This window comes from Bacillus sp. XF8 (assembly GCF_017498755.1).
GTDB lineage: Bacteria > Bacillota > Bacilli > Bacillales > Bacillaceae_G > Bacillus_A > Bacillus_A bingmayongensis.
Genome location: NZ_JAGDQK010000033.1, coordinates 26,230 through 44,000 on the forward strand (window position 1 = coordinate 26,230; position 17,771 = coordinate 44,000).

At 35.7% G+C, this 17,771-nt stretch carries 22 protein-coding genes and 1 riboswitch; of the genes, 9 read left to right on the forward strand and 13 right to left on the reverse strand.

What is annotated here, in order from left to right; all coding sequences use genetic code 11:
• Window positions 1-40: 40 nt before the first annotated feature.
• A riboswitch (SAM riboswitch) is annotated at window positions 41-145 on the reverse strand.
• Between the two features lie 164 nt (window positions 146-309).
• The 5 genes from J4P91_RS19295 to modA all read right to left on the reverse strand — a co-directional run bounded on the left by J4P91_RS19295 (window position 310) and on the right by modA (window position 5,407).
• Window positions 310-1,143, reverse strand: coding sequence for an aldo/keto reductase (locus tag J4P91_RS19295; protein WP_207995439.1), 834 nt, complete (start codon window positions 1,141-1,143; stop codon window positions 310-312).
• Between the two features lies 1 nt (window position 1,144).
• On the reverse strand, window positions 1,145-1,948 hold the full coding sequence (gene proC / locus J4P91_RS19300) for a pyrroline-5-carboxylate reductase (RefSeq protein ID WP_207995440.1): 804 nt from the start codon (window positions 1,946-1,948) through the stop codon (window positions 1,145-1,147).
• 158 nt (window positions 1,949-2,106) lie between these two features.
• Window positions 2,107-2,958 (reverse strand): GRP family sugar transporter, encoded by an 852-nt coding sequence (locus J4P91_RS19305; protein WP_207995441.1) that lies wholly within the window; start codon window positions 2,956-2,958, stop codon window positions 2,107-2,109.
• Between the two features lie 962 nt (window positions 2,959-3,920).
• Window positions 3,921-4,595 carry a molybdate ABC transporter permease subunit gene (gene modB / locus J4P91_RS19310; RefSeq protein ID WP_207995442.1) on the reverse strand — a complete coding sequence of 225 codons (675 nt, stop codon included), beginning with the start codon at window positions 4,593-4,595 and terminating at the stop codon, window positions 3,921-3,923.
• A gap of 5 nt (window positions 4,596-4,600) precedes the next feature.
• Window positions 4,601-5,407 (reverse strand): molybdate ABC transporter substrate-binding protein, encoded by an 807-nt coding sequence (modA, locus tag J4P91_RS19315; protein WP_207995443.1) that lies wholly within the window; start codon window positions 5,405-5,407, stop codon window positions 4,601-4,603.
• 132 nt (window positions 5,408-5,539) lie between these two features.
• Between modA and J4P91_RS19320 the strand changes: the two genes are divergently transcribed.
• Complete coding sequence (locus tag J4P91_RS19320) at window positions 5,540-6,487, forward strand: substrate-binding domain-containing protein (protein ID WP_207995444.1); 948 nt, start codon at window positions 5,540-5,542, stop codon at window positions 6,485-6,487.
• A 64-nt stretch (window positions 6,488-6,551) separates the two neighbouring features.
• Here J4P91_RS19320 and J4P91_RS19325 read toward each other — a convergent pair whose 3' ends face one another.
• Both J4P91_RS19325 and J4P91_RS19330 read right to left on the reverse strand, forming a co-directional pair.
• Window positions 6,552-6,656, reverse strand: a complete 105-nt coding sequence (locus tag J4P91_RS19325) for a DUF3948 family protein (protein ID WP_016116987.1) — start codon at window positions 6,654-6,656, stop codon at window positions 6,552-6,554.
• Window positions 6,657-6,890: 234 nt separating this feature from the next.
• Window positions 6,891-7,757, reverse strand: a complete 867-nt coding sequence (locus J4P91_RS19330; RefSeq protein WP_017154291.1) for a LysR family transcriptional regulator — start codon at window positions 7,755-7,757, stop codon at window positions 6,891-6,893.
• A gap of 138 nt (window positions 7,758-7,895) precedes the next feature.
• Between J4P91_RS19330 and J4P91_RS19335 the strand changes: the two genes are divergently transcribed.
• Window positions 7,896-8,864, forward strand: a complete 969-nt coding sequence (locus tag J4P91_RS19335) for a DMT family transporter (RefSeq protein ID WP_207995445.1) — start codon at window positions 7,896-7,898, stop codon at window positions 8,862-8,864.
• A 26-nt stretch (window positions 8,865-8,890) separates the two neighbouring features.
• Window positions 8,891-9,031 carry a YrzO family protein gene (locus J4P91_RS19340; protein WP_017154289.1) on the forward strand — a complete coding sequence of 47 codons (141 nt, stop codon included), beginning with the start codon at window positions 8,891-8,893 and terminating at the stop codon, window positions 9,029-9,031.
• Window positions 9,032-9,102: 71 nt separating this feature from the next.
• Here the strand turns inward: J4P91_RS19340 and J4P91_RS19345 are convergent, their stop codons facing one another.
• Window positions 9,103-9,198: a DUF3948 family protein gene (locus J4P91_RS19345; protein ID WP_174102601.1), complete on the reverse strand. Its 96-nt coding sequence runs from the start codon at window positions 9,196-9,198 to the stop codon at window positions 9,103-9,105.
• Between the two features lie 337 nt (window positions 9,199-9,535).
• On the opposite strand from J4P91_RS19345, the gene J4P91_RS19350 reads away from it, so the two are divergent.
• A complete protein-coding gene (locus J4P91_RS19350; protein ID WP_207995446.1) occupies window positions 9,536-10,141 on the forward strand; it encodes a lysophospholipid acyltransferase family protein in 606 nt (201 codons plus the stop codon).
• Window positions 10,142-10,212: 71 nt separating this feature from the next.
• Here the strand turns inward: J4P91_RS19350 and J4P91_RS19355 are convergent, their stop codons facing one another.
• Complete coding sequence (locus tag J4P91_RS19355; RefSeq protein ID WP_207995447.1) at window positions 10,213-10,308, reverse strand: DUF3948 family protein; 96 nt, start codon at window positions 10,306-10,308, stop codon at window positions 10,213-10,215.
• A 302-nt stretch (window positions 10,309-10,610) separates the two neighbouring features.
• On the opposite strand from J4P91_RS19355, the gene J4P91_RS19360 reads away from it, so the two are divergent.
• The 5 genes from J4P91_RS19360 (at window position 10,611) to J4P91_RS19380 (ending at window position 14,788) form a co-directional block, all read left to right on the forward strand.
• The gene (locus J4P91_RS19360; protein ID WP_207995448.1) at window positions 10,611-11,117 is read left to right on the forward strand and encodes a YybH family protein; all 507 of its coding nucleotides are present in this window, start codon (window positions 10,611-10,613) and stop codon (window positions 11,115-11,117) included.
• Window positions 11,118-11,232: 115 nt separating this feature from the next.
• Window positions 11,233-12,306 (forward strand): hypothetical protein, encoded by a 1,074-nt coding sequence (locus J4P91_RS19365; RefSeq protein WP_207995449.1) that lies wholly within the window; start codon window positions 11,233-11,235, stop codon window positions 12,304-12,306.
• A gap of 61 nt (window positions 12,307-12,367) precedes the next feature.
• On the forward strand, window positions 12,368-13,345 hold the full coding sequence (locus J4P91_RS19370; protein ID WP_207995450.1) for a LacI family DNA-binding transcriptional regulator: 978 nt from the start codon (window positions 12,368-12,370) through the stop codon (window positions 13,343-13,345).
• Between the two features lie 158 nt (window positions 13,346-13,503).
• A complete protein-coding gene (locus J4P91_RS19375) occupies window positions 13,504-13,833 on the forward strand; it encodes a PH domain-containing protein (protein ID WP_207995451.1) in 330 nt (109 codons plus the stop codon).
• A gap of 118 nt (window positions 13,834-13,951) precedes the next feature.
• A complete protein-coding gene (locus J4P91_RS19380; RefSeq protein WP_207995452.1) occupies window positions 13,952-14,788 on the forward strand; it encodes a YitT family protein in 837 nt (278 codons plus the stop codon).
• A 32-nt stretch (window positions 14,789-14,820) separates the two neighbouring features.
• Here the strand turns inward: J4P91_RS19380 and J4P91_RS19385 are convergent, their stop codons facing one another.
• Genes J4P91_RS19385 through nirD form a run of 4 tightly spaced genes read right to left on the reverse strand, consistent with a single transcriptional unit; the run spans window position 14,821 to window position 17,771 of the window.
• Window positions 14,821-15,270: a precorrin-2 dehydrogenase gene (locus J4P91_RS19385; RefSeq protein WP_207995453.1), complete on the reverse strand. Its 450-nt coding sequence runs from the start codon at window positions 15,268-15,270 to the stop codon at window positions 14,821-14,823.
• Window positions 15,263-15,973, reverse strand: coding sequence for a sirohydrochlorin chelatase (locus tag J4P91_RS19390; RefSeq protein WP_207995454.1), 711 nt, complete (start codon window positions 15,971-15,973; stop codon window positions 15,263-15,265). Before J4P91_RS19390 ends, J4P91_RS19385 begins: the two co-directional genes overlap by 8 nt.
• Complete coding sequence (locus J4P91_RS19395; RefSeq protein WP_207995455.1) at window positions 15,970-17,394, reverse strand: uroporphyrin-III C-methyltransferase; 1,425 nt, start codon at window positions 17,392-17,394, stop codon at window positions 15,970-15,972. The genes J4P91_RS19390 and J4P91_RS19395 overlap by 4 nt, the downstream gene beginning before the upstream one ends.
• Window positions 17,395-17,453: 59 nt before the next feature.
• The gene (nirD, locus tag J4P91_RS19400; protein ID WP_207995456.1) at window positions 17,454-17,771 is read right to left on the reverse strand and encodes a nitrite reductase small subunit NirD; all 318 of its coding nucleotides are present in this window, start codon (window positions 17,769-17,771) and stop codon (window positions 17,454-17,456) included.

Sequence of the window (17,771 nt, forward strand, 5' to 3'; positions counted from 1 at the left end):
TGTTTATAAGACATGTACCTGTATATAAACGAAGTCCCTCATTCTATCTTTCAAGCGTAAAGCTTGCAGGAAGTGGCACAGTATTCAAAGTGAACCTGTTGCCGAGGTTTCAAAGGGCCAGTCCCTCCACCTCTCTTGATACAATGAGTAAACAAATAAGTCGTATTATTTTTTGTTTCTTTGATTATTCAAAATATTACACCTGGGAGAATGAACTGTCAATGAAACAAAATATAATTTAAATTTTCAGTTTTTTAAGTGGTGATACAAAAAGAAAGGTCACTGTGCAATTACACAGTGACTCTCATTTTAAAAATCGAAATTATCAGGGTCTGGACCAACACGGTGATTTTCATTTAATGACTGAATGGCTTTCATATCTTCAGCGCTTAATTCAAAATCAAAGATGTTTGCATTTTCGATAATGCGGTGTTCTTTAATGGATTTAGGAATAGTTACAACTTCGTTTTGCAGATCCCAGCGTAAAATGATTTGTGCTGTGGATTTGTTATATTTTGTAGCAATTTCTTGTAATGTCGGATGGTCAAGTAATTGCCCTTGCATTAATGGTGACCAAGCTTCAAGCTGAATGTTATGTTCTTTACAGAAAGCATGAAGCTCTTCTTGTGTTAAGCGTGGGTGATATTCCACTTGGTTAATCATTGGTTTAATTTCAGCGATTTCTAATACATCTTGTAGATGATGGATGTGAAAATTACTCACACCGATTGCACGAACACGGCCATCTTTATAAAGTTTTTCTAGTGCTTTCCACGTTTCAGTGTATTTCCCTTTTACAGGCCAATGCACTAAGTATAAATCTAAATATTCCAAGCCTAATTTTTGTAATGTTGTTTCGAAAGCTTGTAATGTTGACTCATAACCTTGATCGCTATTCCATACCTTTGATGTGATAAATAATTCTTCACGTGGCATACCGGATTCTCGAATTGCTTGTCCAACGCCTTCTTCATTTTTATAAATGGCAGCTGTATCGATGCTACGATATCCGTTTTTTATGGCTGCTTTTACAGAGTCGATTACTTCTGAGCCCTCTTCAACTTTAAAAACACCTAAGCCAAACCAAGGCATCTTTACTCCATTATGTAATGTTGTGTAATCGTGTAAGCTTTTTACTGTCATATTAATTCCCCCTAGCTTTTTTATTTGTTGATTCAATTGCTTGGTGAATCATCTTTGAAAAATTATATTCATATAAAACCTTTAAACCTTCTGCAGTTGAACCACCTGGTGTTGTTACTTGTTCACGAAGCATAGCCGGATCTTGTTCTTGCTCGAGCATAGCAGCAGAGCCAGCGATCATTTGAATAACAAGGTGTTTTGATGTTGCTTCATCGATTCCATAGCTTTTTGTTGCTTCAATTAAACCTTCAGCAAAGTGGTAAAGGAAGGCAGGCGCACTTCCAGTAACAGCGGTTAGCTGATGAACTTCTTCTTCCGTGCAGAGCTGTGCTGTGCCAATTCCCTTTAAGAGTAGTTGCAGTGTTTCTTGATGCCCATCATTTACGAAACGTCCCATTGTATATAGAGAAATAGACTTTCCAATTGTTGCAGCTGTATTTGGCATAATCCAGGCAACAGGTGTACCTTGAGGGAGTTTTTCTTCTAAATAAGATGGACCAATTCCTGCAGCAACTGTTACAACAAACTGATGGGTTAGGAGAGGTGATAACTCCGCTAATAACTGTTCATGTGCAGCTGGTGGCATCGCTAAAACAATGGTATCTGCATTTTTAATGTGCTTTTTCCAATCATTTGTAATTGAGATGTCATATTTTTTCTCTAATTGCTTAAGTTTCTCTATATTACTTCGATTGGATACAATAATTTCTTCGATGTATTCATTACTTGTTTTGAGCAGTCCGGCGAAGATTGCTTCCGCCATACGACCAGCACCAATAAATAAAATTCTATTTTTCTTTGGCATATCCTTTATTCCTTCCTGCTTAGAATATGTTATAAAAACGATAACATTTTGGAGAGATTTTTGTAAAAAGAAAAGTCTTATAAAGAGATTTTAATAATCAATAATAGGAAACCCCCGAAGCAGATATGCTTCGGGGGTTTGATTCATAGCTTGTGTAATTATGCTTTTGTCATACCAAGTAGAACAGCACCGCCGATAATTAGAACACTACCTAGTGCAATAAATACCATTTGGCGCTTTGTTTTCTTTTCGCCTAAGAAGACAATTGCACCGAATGTTGAGATAACGATACCAGTTTGTGATAGTGGGAAACTTGTTGCCACTCCAACTTTTGGTAAAGAAAGAAGTAAGAATAAGTTACCTGTTCCCCAAAGTAGACCAGATAAAGCGTTACGAATTGCGTATTTGTTAAATGGTTTATGTTTAGATGTCAGTACAACTGCACCAACAAACATACCGACTGCTTGTGGTAGAATAGCAGACCAACCATCGATATTGTACCAACGAATAATAATTACATATACAAGGTAGCCGAAAGTAGAAACAATTAAAGTTAAAAGTCCTTTTTTCAATTGTCCAGGTGGCTGTGCATTTTCTTTATCATCTAATGAAGTGAAGACAACACCGACTACAATTAAAAGGATTGCAATCGTTCCCAGAATAATCGTAGTAGTAGTAGTCCACTCATGGAAAGCGATAACGCCAAAGATAGAAGTTGCAACAAGTTGCATGCCTGTAGAAATAGTAACAGTTGTAGAAACACCTAGTTTTTCTACAGTTTTTAATTGGTTAGCTTGTCCTAAAGCCCAGAATAAACCTGAAATAAAGCCGACAATTAAGATCGTCATAGTTAAAGCTGGTTGAGTAAATATATACATAATTATTGCGAAGAATAAGGCACCGATTGTCATACCTAACGTTTGGCTATATGCGCCGCCGCCCATTTTTACGCTTACTAATAAAATGTTCCCCCATGCAATTGCAGGAAGAAGCGCTAATAAAATGTCCATTACAAGACTCCCTTCTTATTGCTATATTAATATAATTTAAATCGTTAAAACATGATGAAGAACTTACAGTATAAATGCGTTTTCATTTCTTCATTTTTTCAAACACCTAAATATAATAACAGGAAATTGCCCTTTTTAGAAAGTAAATTCAAATAGAATGTATATTTTTATAAATATTAAAATTCTGTTATTTTATTATAATAAAAAAAGATCTCAATTTTTCGATTGAGACCTTTTTTATTTAAAGGGGTTAGGGGAATAAAGTTATTTAACTCTTTTTTCGCTAATGGGAAGAGGGGGGACAATCCAGTTCCCGAAAGCTTTACTTTATATTTTGATTATATGAGATATGGACAATGGTAACTATCGAATTACCTTACAGGATGATTACATTTTTGTAAGGTGGAAAGATATAGGTGATGAATTGTATAAACCCAATAAAAAAAGGACATAAACCATTTTTTGGGTGGAAGAGAGGATCCGTCCATGCATAAGAATGGCTAGTGCCTTTTTAGCTCCATGCCAAGTGAAAACAGAGAGAAGACGGGTGTAAGTCCCCTTTTTTATAGCAAAAACTTATATGTCAAAAAACCAAATGGATTTATCCCGCTATTCTAGGGCAGTAATACTCCCACCTGAAAATTCGGTGAAAGCATTGTCCAGCTCGAGTGGCTAGAATCTCCGGTCGTTTCGCCCCCTCGGACGAGGCAAAAAGCGCCTCTCTGTCGGGTGCTCCAACGTCCTGCGATTCTGAGCGAGCCGCTTCCGCTTTTCTAAAGAAGATAGGTGGGAGATAAACTGCCCGTAAAAGCCCGATTGGTGAGGGCTAATAATCAGTGGAGGATGAAGAAAACCCCAACTGAATAAAGTTTCACTTTATATAGAGTTTCCTTTCATTCTACAAAATACTTTATTTTTCGGGAAATAATATAAAAATAAAGCAGCTTTTGTTGAAAGCTGCTTTAAGAAGTAGTGATTCTTTTATTAATCAGTTGAATGCACAATAAGAATAGGAGTGACATACCGACTGTTATGATGACAAGTGTCCAAGCGAGTGGCATATTACTTGCATCAATTGCCATATAAATGGCTGTAGGAATCGTTTGTGTTTTTCCTGGAATGTTACCAGCAAACATAAGTGTTGCTCCAAATTCACCAAGCGCACGTACAAAGCTTAAGATCATTCCGCTAAGTAGTGCGGGGAATGCAAGTGGAAGGGTGACGTGCAAGAAGACTTGGTATTCACTAGCTCCAAGGTCACGGGCACCTTCTTCAATTTGCTCGTTTGCAATAGAAAACCCTGTCTTTGCCGATTGATACATAAGTGGGAATGAAACGACTGTTGAAGCGATGACAGCAGCCCAGGATGTAAACATAATAGAGTGTTGAAATAATGATTCAATCCATTTACCAACTGGGCTGTTATTCCCGAAAATAATAATGAGAAAGAACCCAATAACAGTTGGCGGGAGCACCATAGGTAATAGAAAAATGGTTTCTAATAACACTTTATAGCGCCACGAGGAGCGAGCTAATACTCGTCCAATAACGGTGCCAAAAATCATAACAATAATGGTGGCGAGTGCAGCTACTTGTAAAGAAAGAAAAATAGGCGACCAAAGTGTATCAAATGCCATGGTAGTTAAGATAAAATTGTAAATCCATATTTTTTAAAGATAGATTGTGCATCTTTTGACTGTAAATATTCATAGAATAAAGTCGCCTCTTTCTTATGCTTGGATTCTTTTATAACCCCTACCGGATAGTGGATCGGTTCATGAGAATTAGCTGGTGCTGCATTTGCAATTTTTACTTTGTCAGAAATAAGAGCATCTGTTTTGTATACAATTCCAGCATCTACATTTCCTGTTTCTACATATGTTAACACTTGGCGGACGTCTTTTGTAAATACAATTTTGTTTTGGAGATCATTCCATAGATTTTCATGTGTAAGAGAAGCTTTTGCATATTTCCCGGCTGGTACAGATTCAGGTGTACCGATTGCTAGTTTCTTCACTTTTTCTTCTTTTAACTCTTGAAATGTTTTAATAGAGCTTTCTTTTGGAACAACTAAAACAAGTTCATTTCCAAGAAGATTTTCCCCTTCTTTTTCATCAATAATCCCTTTTTTTACAAGTGTTTGAAATTTATCTTCGGCTGCAGAGAAGAATAAATCAGCAGGAGCACCTTGCTCAATTTGCTGCTGAAGTGCACCAGAACTACCAAAGTTAAAGGAAAGCTTTATGTTTGGTTTTTTTTGTTTATATTGTTTTTCAATTTCTTTAAAAGCATCTTGTAAACTTGCAGCTGCAGATATTGTGAGTTCAGCTGTTTTTTCTTCTTTAGCATTTGTTTTTTCTTTCTTTTCTCCGCTTGTGCAAGCGGCACTAAATATAAGAAGGAAAGAAAGCATGAATACCCCGATGTACCGCAATGTAAATTTGCTCATAATTATAATCCCCTTTCGTTTCATCACATTAATTATAACTAATTATATTTAATTATAAATAGATATAATTAAATGTAATGTGAAATAAATCACTTTTTGAAAAAATAGGAGAAAATTTCTTTCTTTGTTACAATGAAAAGAGAAAGTGAGGAATCGTCTATGGATTATCATTCCTACACAACGGAAGAGGTAGCAAACCGATTAAAAGTCTCAAAGTTAACAGTGTATGACTTAATTAAAAAGGGTGAACTACCTTCTTACAGAGTTGGTAGACAAATGCGCATCGATGCGGTGGACTTAGAACAATATATTAAGCAAATGAAAACAGGGAAAGTACGGACTGCTTCTATAAAACTAGAGGAGAAGAATAGAAAAGCTTCCTGTGTAATTAGTGGGCAAGAGTTAACATTAGATATGCTAGCGAAGCATCTTGAAAAACTTTTACCAAGCTCTAGTATGCTCAGGGCTTATCAGGGGAGTTTAATGAGCTTAATTAAGATGTCTCAAGGAGAAGGGAGTATCGTTAGTTTACATTTGTTTGATGGCGATACAGGTGAATATAACATTCCGTATGTAAAACGAATTTTAGTTGGACAACCATGTATTGTGATGAACTTATTAGCGAGAAATGTTGGATTTTATGTCCAAAAAGAAAATCCAAAAGGAATACAAACGTGGACTGACTTGAATGACTCATCGATTCAATTTGTGAATCGTGAAAAAGGATCAGGAATTCGTGTACTAGTAGATGAACAGGTGAGAATTCAAAATTTAGCTAAAGCAAATATTCGAGGATATGATTGGGAAGAGTCTAATCATCTTGGCGTTGCCTCTCAAATTGCTAATGGGAAAGCCGATGTCGGCGTAGGATCAGAAAAGGTAGCGCAAATTGTGAATATAGATTTTATTCCACTTATGGAAGAACAATATGACTTGGTAATCTTAAAAAATAAAGAAAATGAACAACTCATTGAAGCAGTAAAAGAAATACTACAATCTCCAGAATTTCAAAATGAACTGCGAGCAATTGGTGGGTACGATATAAGTAAAACGGGCCAAATTATATATGAAACAAATTAAAAAATCTGCTTGTCCATAAGACGAGCAGATTTTTCTCTATATAAAGGGGTTAGGGGAAACGATTTTATAAGACAAGACCTTGAGCAAGTGCGTAAATAAAAGCTGTAAGAAGAGCTGCGCCGCTTGCAAGTCCAATAAAGTCTAATTTGTTAAAAGTAATGTTGTTCATAGTTATCTCTCCTTATTTGTTTAAAGTTGTAGCAACTGCTTTTGCATCGATTAGAGCAGATAGCACCATGCCCATTGTATTAACAAATTTGTTTGTTTTCATTTTGTTCATCATGCGTATCCGCTCCTTTTTGAATTGTTGTTGCCCTTGTTTCTGTCTTAATTATATGAAATGTGGGCAGGAGTAACTATTGAATTAGCTTACGGCATCATTACAGTTTTGTAAGAATGTCTCTTAAAGCATATTGATATGATGATGCTCTTCAATTGTTTTTAAAAAGCTCTGCATTGAGTTGGTCAGATAGGTATCTTTCCGCCTTATAAAGACAGTTGAAATGCTCCCATATTTTTCAGGAATCGGATGACAATGAACTTTTCCTGTAGTAGAAAGGTGCCTAACAGCGGATTGCGGCACGAGTGTAATCCCGAGGCCGAGTGCAACGCTATTTAAAATTGTCTCTAATATATTGAATTCCATAATTCTTTTTGGAAGTAATCCCTCATCTTTGAGCCAACGCTCTAGCTTAGAACGATAGCCGCATCCTTGATTAAAGACAAGGAGTGGTGTTGTTATAAATTCTTCTATATGAAAAGCTTTATTTTGCGTAACGAGAACGAGTTTTTCTGTACATACATCATATTGTTCTAATAGTGGATGTTTAATAGGTCCTGATATAAAAGCGCCATCTAATTGGTGGTCAATAACCTCTTTAATGAGTTCCTCGGTTAAACCAGCTTGCAGTGATAAGTCGACATTTGGATATTCTTTGTAGTAAGAAGATAGGATGGTAGGTAATGTACTCACTGTTTCGACTGTCCCGATTTTTAAGGTTCCAGATGGCATGTTACTATCTAGAAATACTTGTTTCAGTTCTTCAACATCCTGCAAAATTTTATTAACGTAAGCAAGCATTTTTCGTCCTTCTGCATTTAATGTCATCCCTTTTTTATGGCGATAAAAAAGCGGCGTTTTGAGCTCGTTTTCTAATTGTTTAATACGTGCTGTTACATTGGATTGTACATAATTTAATTCTTTTGCTGCGTTGCTGACACTTCCGTAATCTGCAACGCATTGGAAAATTTGTAAGTCTCGTAGTTCCAATGAGCATTCCCCCTTGATGTTAACTATCATTATAAATGATAGTTAACATCATTTCGAATCATTTTACGTGATATATTTTTTCTTTTACAATTCTCATTGTGCAATGCATCGAGAATTACATAGAAGCGGGGGATTACGGTGAGAAAAGGTCAAATGATAATGGGGGCACTGGCATGTTTAATCGCAAGCATGTCATGGGGAGCAATGTTTCCAGTTGCAGATCATGCACTAGAGTATATAGATCCATTTTACTTTTCGTTCATTCGTTACGGGGCAGTAGCGATTGTATTAGTTTTATTATTATTGATGAAAGAAGGCAAGAAGGCATTTCGTTTAGAAGGGAAAGGAAAGCTACTCGTCTTCTTCGGAACGATGGCGTTTACTGTATATAATGTGCTTGTTTTCTTAGGCCAAATGTTAATGGGGAAATCCGGTGTTATGGTAGCGTCTATTATGGAGGCGCTTATGCCGATGATTTCAATTGGTATTCTATGGGGATATAAACATATAAAACCGAAGAGGTACATGATTACAAGTATGATAATCGCTTTTATTGGAGCTATTTTTGTTATTACAAAAGGTGATATGAGTTTCTTCCTTACATTGAAAGATAATCTATTTTCATTAGCATTTATTTTTATAGGTGTTGTGGGATGGGTAATCTACACGATGGGTGGCCAATCCTTTAGTAATTGGTCGACACTTCGCTATTCTACATTGACATGTGTATTTGGTACAGCTGTAACAGGTGTCATAACGATGATCATTACAATGTTAGGATATGTCTCGGTACCAAGTGCGGAAACGATTTCTATCGTTAAGTACGATTTATTATTTATGATGACATTACCAGGTATTGTGGCACTACTTACTTGGAATTATGGTGTAAAAATTTTATCATCAATTAATGGGATTTTATTTATTAACTTTGTTCCAATTACTACACTGGTCATTATGATGATGCAAGGATATAAAATAACAATTTTTGATATAGTAGGAACAATGCTTGTTATGACAGCTCTTATCCGAAATAACGTATGTCAGCGTAAAGAAGAAAGCAAGAATAAGCAGGTTTTACAAGAAGAGGAGTTGCGTCAAGCTGTCTAATAGACAATGCATGTGGAGGATTTTATATGTTAGAAAGTTTATTGTTTTTCTTTGCCGTTGGAATTGCATGTGAGCTTGCAGCGATTAACCGAAATGGTCGTAAGAAGATAAAACAACAAGCTGAAATGATACAGCTATTAAAAGAATTACATGAAAGAAAAATATAATGAAAAGACGACCGGGCATAGACGGTCGTCTTTTCATTACTATTTATATAAAGGGGAAAGGGGACACAAAATTATATAAGCGTAGCAGCGTAAATGAAAGCTGTAAGAAGAGTAGCGCCGCTAGCTAGTCCGATAAAATCTAATTTGTTAAAAGTAATGTTGTTCATTGATATTTTCTCCTTACTTGTTTAATGTAGTAGCAACAGCTTTTGCGTCGACAAGAGCGGATAACACCATGCTCATTGTATTTACGAATTTATTTGTGTTGATTTTGTTCATCATGTATATCCGCTCCTTTTCGAATGGTTATTGTTACTTTCTGACTTAATTGTACAAAATGTGGAGAGAAGTCACTATCGAATTAGCTTACAGCAAGATTACACTTTTGTAAGAATTAATTTTTAAAAATTGTCGCTTAATTTTATTACCAACTACTAAAAGTTAGTGTTATAATTTGTGTAAGGATATAATTAAACTTTGGATATTGGGAAAGGAACGAAATGAATGTATAAACTAATTACATTTTTGTTGAAATATATATTTAAGACTGTTGGGAAAGTGGAAGTACAAGGGAAAGAAAATTTACCTCAAGGTGGACCATATGTTGTTGCTTGTACACATACGAGTTTTATGGATGTTTTAATGTTAGCGGCCGGGATGTATCCAACGGAAATTCATTATATGGCAAAAAAGGAACTGTTTGAAAGTAAATTTACAAATTGGTTTTTTAAGAATGTGAATGCTTTTCCGGTAGATCGTGCAAATCCAGGCCCAAGTACATTGAAAATTCCATCTCGGTTATTAAAGGACGGAAAGGTAGTGGGGATTTTTCCAAGTGGAACGAGGTCGACGGAGGACGTTTCTTTAAAAGCCGGAGCTGTTACGATTGCGATGCGTTCTAATGTTCCTTTAGTACCTGCAGCTTATGTTGGGCCATCAAGTGTAAAAGAATTAATTAAGGGAAAAAGAGCAAAATTAATTTTTGGTAATCCGATTCAAGTAGAAGTGGGAGAGACAGTAGATCGAAAAACAGCAATGAAAATGATGACAGATCGATTGAACGAAACATTTGAAGAACTAACAGACACATTACAAAAAAATATAAAATAGGAAAAGACGACCGGGCATAGACGGTCGTCTTTTTTATTACTATTTATATAAAGGGGAAGGGGGACACAAAGTTATATAAGCGTAGCAGCATAAATGAAAGCTGTAAGAAGAGCAGCGCCGCTAGCTAGTCCAATAAAATCTAATTTGTTAAAAGTAATGCTGTTCATAGGTATTCTCTCCTTACTTGTTTAAAGTAGTAGCAACAGCTTTTGCGTCGACAAGAGCGGATAACACCATGCTCATTGTATTTAAGAATTTGTTAACTTTTAATTTGTTCATCATGTATATCCGCTCCTTTTCGAATGGTTGTTGTTACTTTCTGACTTAATTATATGAAATACAGGTAGGGGCAACTATCGAATTAGCTTACAGCAAGATTACATTTTTGTAAGAGATAATTTATTTTAATAATCATTTTTATGATAAAATATATTAGTGGAATATTAAGGGAATTAAAAGGGGGAACATCATGGGGAAATTAAGTAAGAAAAAATACGGGGTATTAGCTTGTATGGTTTTGGCATTAGGGATAAGTGGTTGTGGTGTAGACAAAAAGAAAGAAGATGAAAATGCACAAGCAAAAGCAAAAAAAGAGGTAGAAAAGGTAATTTCAGACCAAGTAAAAGCATTTAATCAGAAAGATACTGATGATTATATGAAAACATATTCGAAAGACATATTTGCATATGACGTAATAAAAGAAGAGAATGAGACTTTATTAGATGAGTATGATGTCAAAATTACAATTGATCGGATGCAGGTTTTATCTATAAATGATAAATATGCAACAATAGAGGCAAAAACAACAGCTAAAAATAAGGATAAGAGTGTAGATTATACGGATAATGTTGTAAAGACGCGCTTTGTATTAGAAAAAGAAAAAGATAAATGGGTTATTACAAGTCAAGGGATGTTAACTGCTGAGACATTGGATGGGGAGTCTTTATTAAAAGAGAGAACTGGAAAAGAATCTTGATATTAAAATGTAGAATAAAGAAAGAGGAAATCTAGTAATAGTGTGTACGAAATAATCAAAGAAAAATTTATATTATGAAGTAATTTTGAATTTAATAAAATAAAGGGGATTTAATATGAAAAAAGTAGTACATATAAAGTGGGGAATGTCGTTGTTAGCTGGTGTCCTATTACTTGGAACTATGGGATGTTCAACAAAAAGTAATGCGAAGCCTAAAGAGAGTAATGTAGAAAAAGAAGTGAAACAAGCATTAGAAGAGAATGTAGAAGCGTTTAACAAAGAAGACTTGGACGGATATCTAGACACGCTTTCGAGTAAGGTTTATAGTTATGAAATTTCAAAAAAAACAACAGAACAGATGTTTGAATCACTTGATTTAAAAGCTAGTTTAAAAAAGGTAAAGGTACTTTCTTATTCTGATAAGTATGCAACTGTAGAAGTGAAACAAGAAACAAAGAGTAAAAGGAAAAGTGAGAATTATACAGATAATGTAACGGAAGCCGTGCATACACTTGATAAAGAAGATAAAAAATGGAAAATAAAAAGTACGTCAATAAAATCGATCAAAACATTGGATGGAAAAGAAATTAAATCTCCCAATGAATTGTTTTCAGCGGATGGAAATAAAGGTAGTGCAAGTTCTTCACAACCCCCTGCTGCTGAAGATAAAGCAAAGGATAGTTTGAAAGAGAAAGGTAATCAAAATCAACCTCCTCAATCCGGTGAAAGTATGAGAGCGAAATATGTCAAGAGTGGCGCTAAAGGCGGAACAATTATAAATGGGAATCGAATTGAATTTAACGGATATGCTGTACAAATTTTAGAAGGCGAATTTGATTATAAAAAGCTGACCGGTGATCGAATTACATTAAAAATCAGGGTTGAGAATCGAACTGGACAGAAGATGGATATGTATCCGAACAATACAGTTATTTTGCAAGATGATAAACAAATTCCCCCATTAGACCGCGATAAGCTACCGAGAGTAAATGATGTATATGTTCAAGATGGTGAAGCAAAAGAGTATGTAATCAGTTTTCCAATGATCGAGTCAAAAGAGTTTGCTATTAAATTTGTAGCTGGAGCAAATGCTGAAGGTGATAAAAAAAGCCGATTTGAGGAACACGTATTTATTTACCAGCCTGAAAAGCAGGAGCAAGATAGCGAAAAGGATGTAAATACGTTATAAAAAAGAAGATTATCTTAGGATAATCTTCTTTTTTATAAGATGGGGGGAAAGAGGTGAGCAGATGGCTAATATTAGAGATATTGCAAAGCTGGCAGGTGTTTCGGTTACGACTGTTTCACGGGCGTTGAATGACCATCCATACGTAAGTAAGGAGAAACGCCAAGCGGTTCTAGAAGTAGTTGAGGAATTGAATTACTCGCAAAATGCAAATGCAGTTCATTTATCAAAAGGAAAAACAAATATTGTTGGTGTGATTTTGCCTTATATTGACCATCCACATTTCGATGCAATTGTTGGAGGAATTATGGAAGGTGCATTAGCTCATAATTACCGAGTTCTTCTTTGTCAGACTAATTATAATAAGCGAGAAGAAATAGAAAGTTTACATATGTTAAAAACAAAACAACTAGATGGTATCATTATTTGTTCACGCTCGAATGATTGGGATGTAATTAAGCATTATGCTTCATATGGGGCGATTATTGCTTGTGAAGAGACCGACGTTTTGGGTATATCTAGCGTATATATAAATCATTTTGGAGCTTTTCAATTAGGGATGAATTACTTGATCAAGAAAGGCTACAAAAAAATTGGATATTGCACAGGGAGGCAGAGAGGAGCTAGTAGTAAAAAGAGATTTGAGGCTTATAAGCAAGCCTTACAACTGATAGATGAAGAAATTATCGAAAATCGAATTTTTACGGAATGCTTTACATTAGAAGATGGTGTGAGGGTTGCACATAAGTTAAAAGAGATGGAGCATGTTCCTGAGGCGTTGCTAGTAGCTGGGGATGAAGTTGCTATTGGAATTATGGCAGAAGCTAAAAAATTAGGCATAAATGTTCCACAGGATTTAGCGATTATTGGTTTCGATAATCAACCGATTTCCCAAGTGTTACAAATTACAACAATTGATCAACATGTGAAAGAGATTGGTAAAAGTGCTTTTGAACTATTTTACAAACAAATAAGCAATGATGATTGGAAACAAGAAAAGATAGAAATTCCTTATAATTTGGTGGAACGCTCTACCGTTTAACTGGAATCCGTTATGTGTAATGGCATAACGGATTTTTTTGAAAATGTGTTTGACTGGAAACGCGTTTCATACTTTATAACTAAGCTATACCGGTTATGTAGTAATCCATGGATTCTTTTCAAGTGTTACGACAATGAATTGAATTTGGAGGAATATTCATGAACGAACTAGTATTGAATGTAAAAAAGTATTTAGAATCTGATGAACAAATTTTATCTTTTGTGTTAGGAATATTCGAGAAGGATAACTTTGCCTTTTCATACCAACAAGGTATATTTGTTGCTACTAATAAGCGGATTCTTTTTTATGGGAAATTCGCGTATTATCCTATAACATTTGAAGAATATTTATATTGTTGTATAGATGACATAGAAATGTTTCCGCGGTTAGTGTTTATTCATAATAGTGAAGTTGTAGTCGCTAAGTATATTCAGGCGGGGAACGTGAAGAAATTTGTTGATGCTGTTAGAGCGAACTTGAATAACTAAACAGATGTTTATGTAAACATAATTATATAGATGTTATAAGAAAAAAGAGTGTGGTAAAAACTATTTCTATGCCTCTGTAAGATAGTGATACAATGTCAAATAGAGGAGGGTACAACTTATGTTTAATCAACGAATGAAAGAAATTGCATTAATTACAATTGGTTCATTATTGTTTGCGATAGGTATTAACTATTTTGCTATTCCAAACCGTTTATCGGAAGGTGGAATCATCGGTTTAACAGTTGTCACCTATTATTTATTTGGATGGTCACCAGGGATTATGAACTTTGCCTTCAATGCGGTTCTATTAGCTATTGGTTATAAATTTTTTGATAAAAAAACGATGGTTTACACAATCCTCGGTATTGTAGAAACCTCTTTGTTTTTATATGCTACAGAACATATTGGACACAGGGTAAATAGTGATACATTATTAGCAGCTTTATTTGCTGGGGTGTTTGTTGGTATTGGATTAGGCTGTATGTTCCGAGCGGGAGGTACGTCTGGAGGATCAGCAATCTTAGCGCAATTAGCAAATCAATATTTAGGGTGGAGCGTTGGAAAAGGTGTTCTTATTATTGATATTGTTGTAATTGTAGGGTCGGTATTCATCATTGGACAAGAAAAAGCAATGTATACGCTCGTTGCAGTATTTGTCGGAGCAAAAGTAATCGACTTCATTGTAGAAGGAATTAATACGAAAACAGCAGTTACAATTATATCAAGTCAACCAGATTTAATTCGTGAAACGATTACGAAACATATGACACGCGGTGTGACTGTTTTAGAAGGACGCGGTGGTTATACTGGAAAAAATAAAGAAGTACTATATGTCGTAATTAATAAGCAAGAGCTTGTAAAATTAAAACAAGTAATCAGTAACGTGGATGAAGATGCGTTTGTTGTTATTCATGACGTACGAGATGTACTTGGCGGCGGTTTTAAAGCAAGCTAAAAAGATGAACGAGGGGGATTCGTTCATCTTTTTTATTTTATAATTTGAGGAAGGATCGTCATTAGTTTTTGCTTGATTCGTTTTGCAAAGGATGGATTTTTACCAGAAGTTGAGATGCTGATAACATATTCGTCATTGCGAATAACTGCGGGTGTATGAAAGGAGGATTCTGTTCCATCGCTTACGACATTCACCCATTGAAATTCATGTGCTGCTTGTTTCACCATCATATTTACATCATGATCATTTGTTGCAGCATAAATGAGGTGCGCATCTTGAATATCTTCTTCTGTAAATGTTTTTTTCTTCCATGTAATATAGGTAAGATTCTTCATTTCTTCACAAATATATGGACTCACAATAGTAACAAGAGCTCCTGTGTTCTCTAATCCAGCTGCCTTTCGGTATGCAATTGTTCCACCACCGATAATTACAACCATTTTTCCCTGCAGATTACACATAATAGGATACATATTATGCATGTACATGTTCCTCCATTCGATCTAATAAAGCGGACTTCATATAGGAATCAAATTGAAGGCAGTTACAAGTTGTAACGTTAGCGTATTTTTTGGCATGCCGATTTATTTTCTGAAGTAATAAGCCGGTGAAGAGAAGATACGGCATGACATATACATGCTTTTTGGATGCGGCCTTTTCATTGAGTTCATCAGTAAAAGAAGGTGTTCCTTTTGCTAAAAAGGAACAGGAAACAGGCAAGCAGAGTTTTTGCTCGACTACTGATCCAATTTGCCTTAATTCATGTATAGGCTGAGAATCACTACTACCACGGCCGACAAGTAAGATTTCACTACCTTGTATGGGCATAGCTTCACGTATTCGTTTTATCACAAGTTCAATCATAAACGGATGCGTACTGAAAGGTGTTGCAACTGAAAATGTAATGTGTGGATAGCGTTTTTGTATTTTCTCAATTTCAAAAGGGACATCACGTTTATAATGGGCTGCTGCAAATAATAAAACAGGGACAATTAAAACCTCAGTTGCCCCGTCTTGGATCGCTTCTGTAATTGCATCTTGAACAGTCGGTGTTGTTAGTTCAAGAAAGCCGATTTTTTGGATACTTTCGCTTCGCTCTTTTATAACGGACCTAACAAAGTGAATGAACTGTTCATTGCCTTCTTGTAATCGGCTACCATGTCCGATATAAACGATACCTTTCACCCTGCCACCACTTCTTTCTCATTGATGATAGCTTGCAGCTGATGATCGATATTATGGAATCCGACTTTATTTGCATATTGCAGAGTCGGTTCATCGGCATATGAGAATGGCAAATGAAGAATATCCATGAATCCGAGGCGTTTTACTTCGGATATAAACGTATCAATTGCAGCGCGTCCTTCAAATACAATAGAATCCCATGCGAATTCAGTTAGTGTACGTGTATGAATTTCATCAAAACGATGATCAATGTTATATTCATGTGTCATGATATGAGAGCCCGCACCTATTTTTTCTTGAATGATTGCAATGCGGTTGATATTTCGTCCTAAATAAATAGTTGTTTCGGCAGAAAATCTTGCTGGTTCGCTTAATAAACCGTATTGCATAAGTGCTTTTTGAGTAGTGCTATTCATATGTTGTAGCGTTGCTTGTAAGAAGCGAATATCTTTTTGATGCTGTGCACATGATTGCAATAAGATTTCTACACTTTCAGGTGAACAGAAAACAAGGCGCTCAGCTTTAAATATTTCACAGAGTTGATCGGATGTTAACTGATGTTCCTGCTTTTTGAAAGTTGGTATTTGATATACTTCTGCTCCAGCTGCTTGTAATTTTTGCGCTAGTATACTTGTTTTATTTGTTGCAGAGGCAAATAAAACTTTTTTTTCGTGTAGTGGTTTGCGTTCTTGCCAGGCAATCTGTTTACGTAAGGATACCACCTCACCAACAATTGTCATCGATGGATTTGAAATATGTTCTTTCTTTACGGAATCAACTATTGTGGCTAATGTACCTGTAACAACTCGTTGTTTTCCAGTTGTACCCCATTCAATGACCGCTACTGGTGTATCTTTTTTTCTTCCTGTTTGCAATAAGTTTTCACAAATAATCGGTAGATTTTTAACGCCCATGTAAAAGGCAATTGTATCGCTATTTAAGAGGGCGCTGTAATTTACTTGGTCGCTAATTGCACCTTTTGTATGGCCAGTTAGCAACGTTACACTATTGCTGTGGTCTCGATGGGTAAGAGGAATGCCGGCATACGCACTAGCGGCAATACTAGATGTAATACCTGGGACAATCTCATATAAAATGTTTTCTTCAGCTAAAGCAGCAGCTTCTTCACCAACGCGGCCAAAAATAGATGGATCCCCGCCTTTTAGGCGGACGACAGCTTTACCTTCTTTTGCAGACCGAATTAAATGGGTGTTAATCATTTCTTGTCGCATAATATGATTTGTTGGCATTTTCCCGCAGTAAACGAGTTCGCATGTTGGCTTCGTATAGCGAAGTAAATTTTGATTCAATAAGCGGTCATATAAAACAACATCTGCTTTTTTTAGGCAATCTATTGCTTTTTTTGTAATAAGTCCTTCATCGCCAGGTCCTGCACCAACTAAATATACGTATCCGTTCATCTCTACACCTCATCTATTTTTACTTGAAAGGAAGCCGAAAAAGGGCTTCCTTGTACAAACTACATGTATATATAAATATCACCATCAATAACTTCTACTTCATATGTTTGAATGCAACCATCATCAGGTTTTTGAACTTCACCTGTTATTAATGAAATTTTCCAATCATGCAACGGACAGAAGACGAATTCTCCAGAAACAATTCCTTCCGCTAAAGGCCCATTTTTATGAGGACACCGATTTTCTACAGCGCGAATGTCGCCATTTGAAAGACGAAACAAGGCGATGGATATGTCCTTCATTCGCACTTCCTTACCGATTTGCATGGGAAGATCTTCGGCACGCATTATTTTTATTTTCTCTTTTGTTTGCAACAT

Coding starts and splice junctions, on each gene's coding strand:
- J4P91_RS19355 (WP_207995447.1), bottom strand. CDS start 10,308: ATGAACAGCATTACTTTTAACAAATTAGATTTTATTGGACTAGCTAGC.
- J4P91_RS19365 (WP_207995449.1), top strand. CDS start 11,233: ATGAAAAAAGTAGTACATATAAAGTGGGGAATGTCGTTGTTAGCTGGT.
- nirD (WP_207995456.1), bottom strand. CDS start 17,771: ATGTTGCAAACAAAAGAGAAAATAAAAATAATGCGTGCCGAAGATCTT.
- J4P91_RS19325 (WP_016116987.1), bottom strand. CDS start 6,656: ATGAACAACATTACTTTTAACAAATTAGACTTTATTGGACTTGCAAGC.
- J4P91_RS19375 (WP_207995451.1), top strand. CDS start 13,504: ATGAACGAACTAGTATTGAATGTAAAAAAGTATTTAGAATCTGATGAA.
- modA (WP_207995443.1), bottom strand. CDS start 5,407: ATGAGCAAATTTACATTGCGGTACATCGGGGTATTCATGCTTTCTTTC.
- J4P91_RS19345 (WP_174102601.1), bottom strand. CDS start 9,198: ATGAACAACATTACTTTTAACAAATTAGATTTTATCGGACTAGCTAGC.
- J4P91_RS19385 (WP_207995453.1), bottom strand. CDS start 15,270: ATGCATAATATGTATCCTATTATGTGTAATCTGCAGGGAAAAATGGTT.
- J4P91_RS19320 (WP_207995444.1), top strand. CDS start 5,540: ATGAAAAGAGAAAGTGAGGAATCGTCTATGGATTATCATTCCTACACA.
- J4P91_RS19370 (WP_207995450.1), top strand. CDS start 12,368: ATGGCTAATATTAGAGATATTGCAAAGCTGGCAGGTGTTTCGGTTACG.
- J4P91_RS19305 (WP_207995441.1), bottom strand. CDS start 2,958: ATGGACATTTTATTAGCGCTTCTTCCTGCAATTGCATGGGGGAACATT.
- proC (WP_207995440.1), bottom strand. CDS start 1,948: ATGCCAAAGAAAAATAGAATTTTATTTATTGGTGCTGGTCGTATGGCG.
- J4P91_RS19295 (WP_207995439.1), bottom strand. CDS start 1,143: ATGACAGTAAAAAGCTTACACGATTACACAACATTACATAATGGAGTA.
- modB (WP_207995442.1), bottom strand. CDS start 4,595: ATGGCATTTGATACACTTTGGTCGCCTATTTTTCTTTCTTTACAAGTA.
- J4P91_RS19395 (WP_207995455.1), bottom strand. CDS start 17,394: ATGAACGGATACGTATATTTAGTTGGTGCAGGACCTGGCGATGAAGGA.
- J4P91_RS19340 (WP_017154289.1), top strand. CDS start 8,891: ATGTTAGAAAGTTTATTGTTTTTCTTTGCCGTTGGAATTGCATGTGAG.
- J4P91_RS19350 (WP_207995446.1), top strand. CDS start 9,536: ATGTATAAACTAATTACATTTTTGTTGAAATATATATTTAAGACTGTT.
- J4P91_RS19380 (WP_207995452.1), top strand. CDS start 13,952: ATGTTTAATCAACGAATGAAAGAAATTGCATTAATTACAATTGGTTCA.
- J4P91_RS19360 (WP_207995448.1), top strand. CDS start 10,611: ATGGGGAAATTAAGTAAGAAAAAATACGGGGTATTAGCTTGTATGGTT.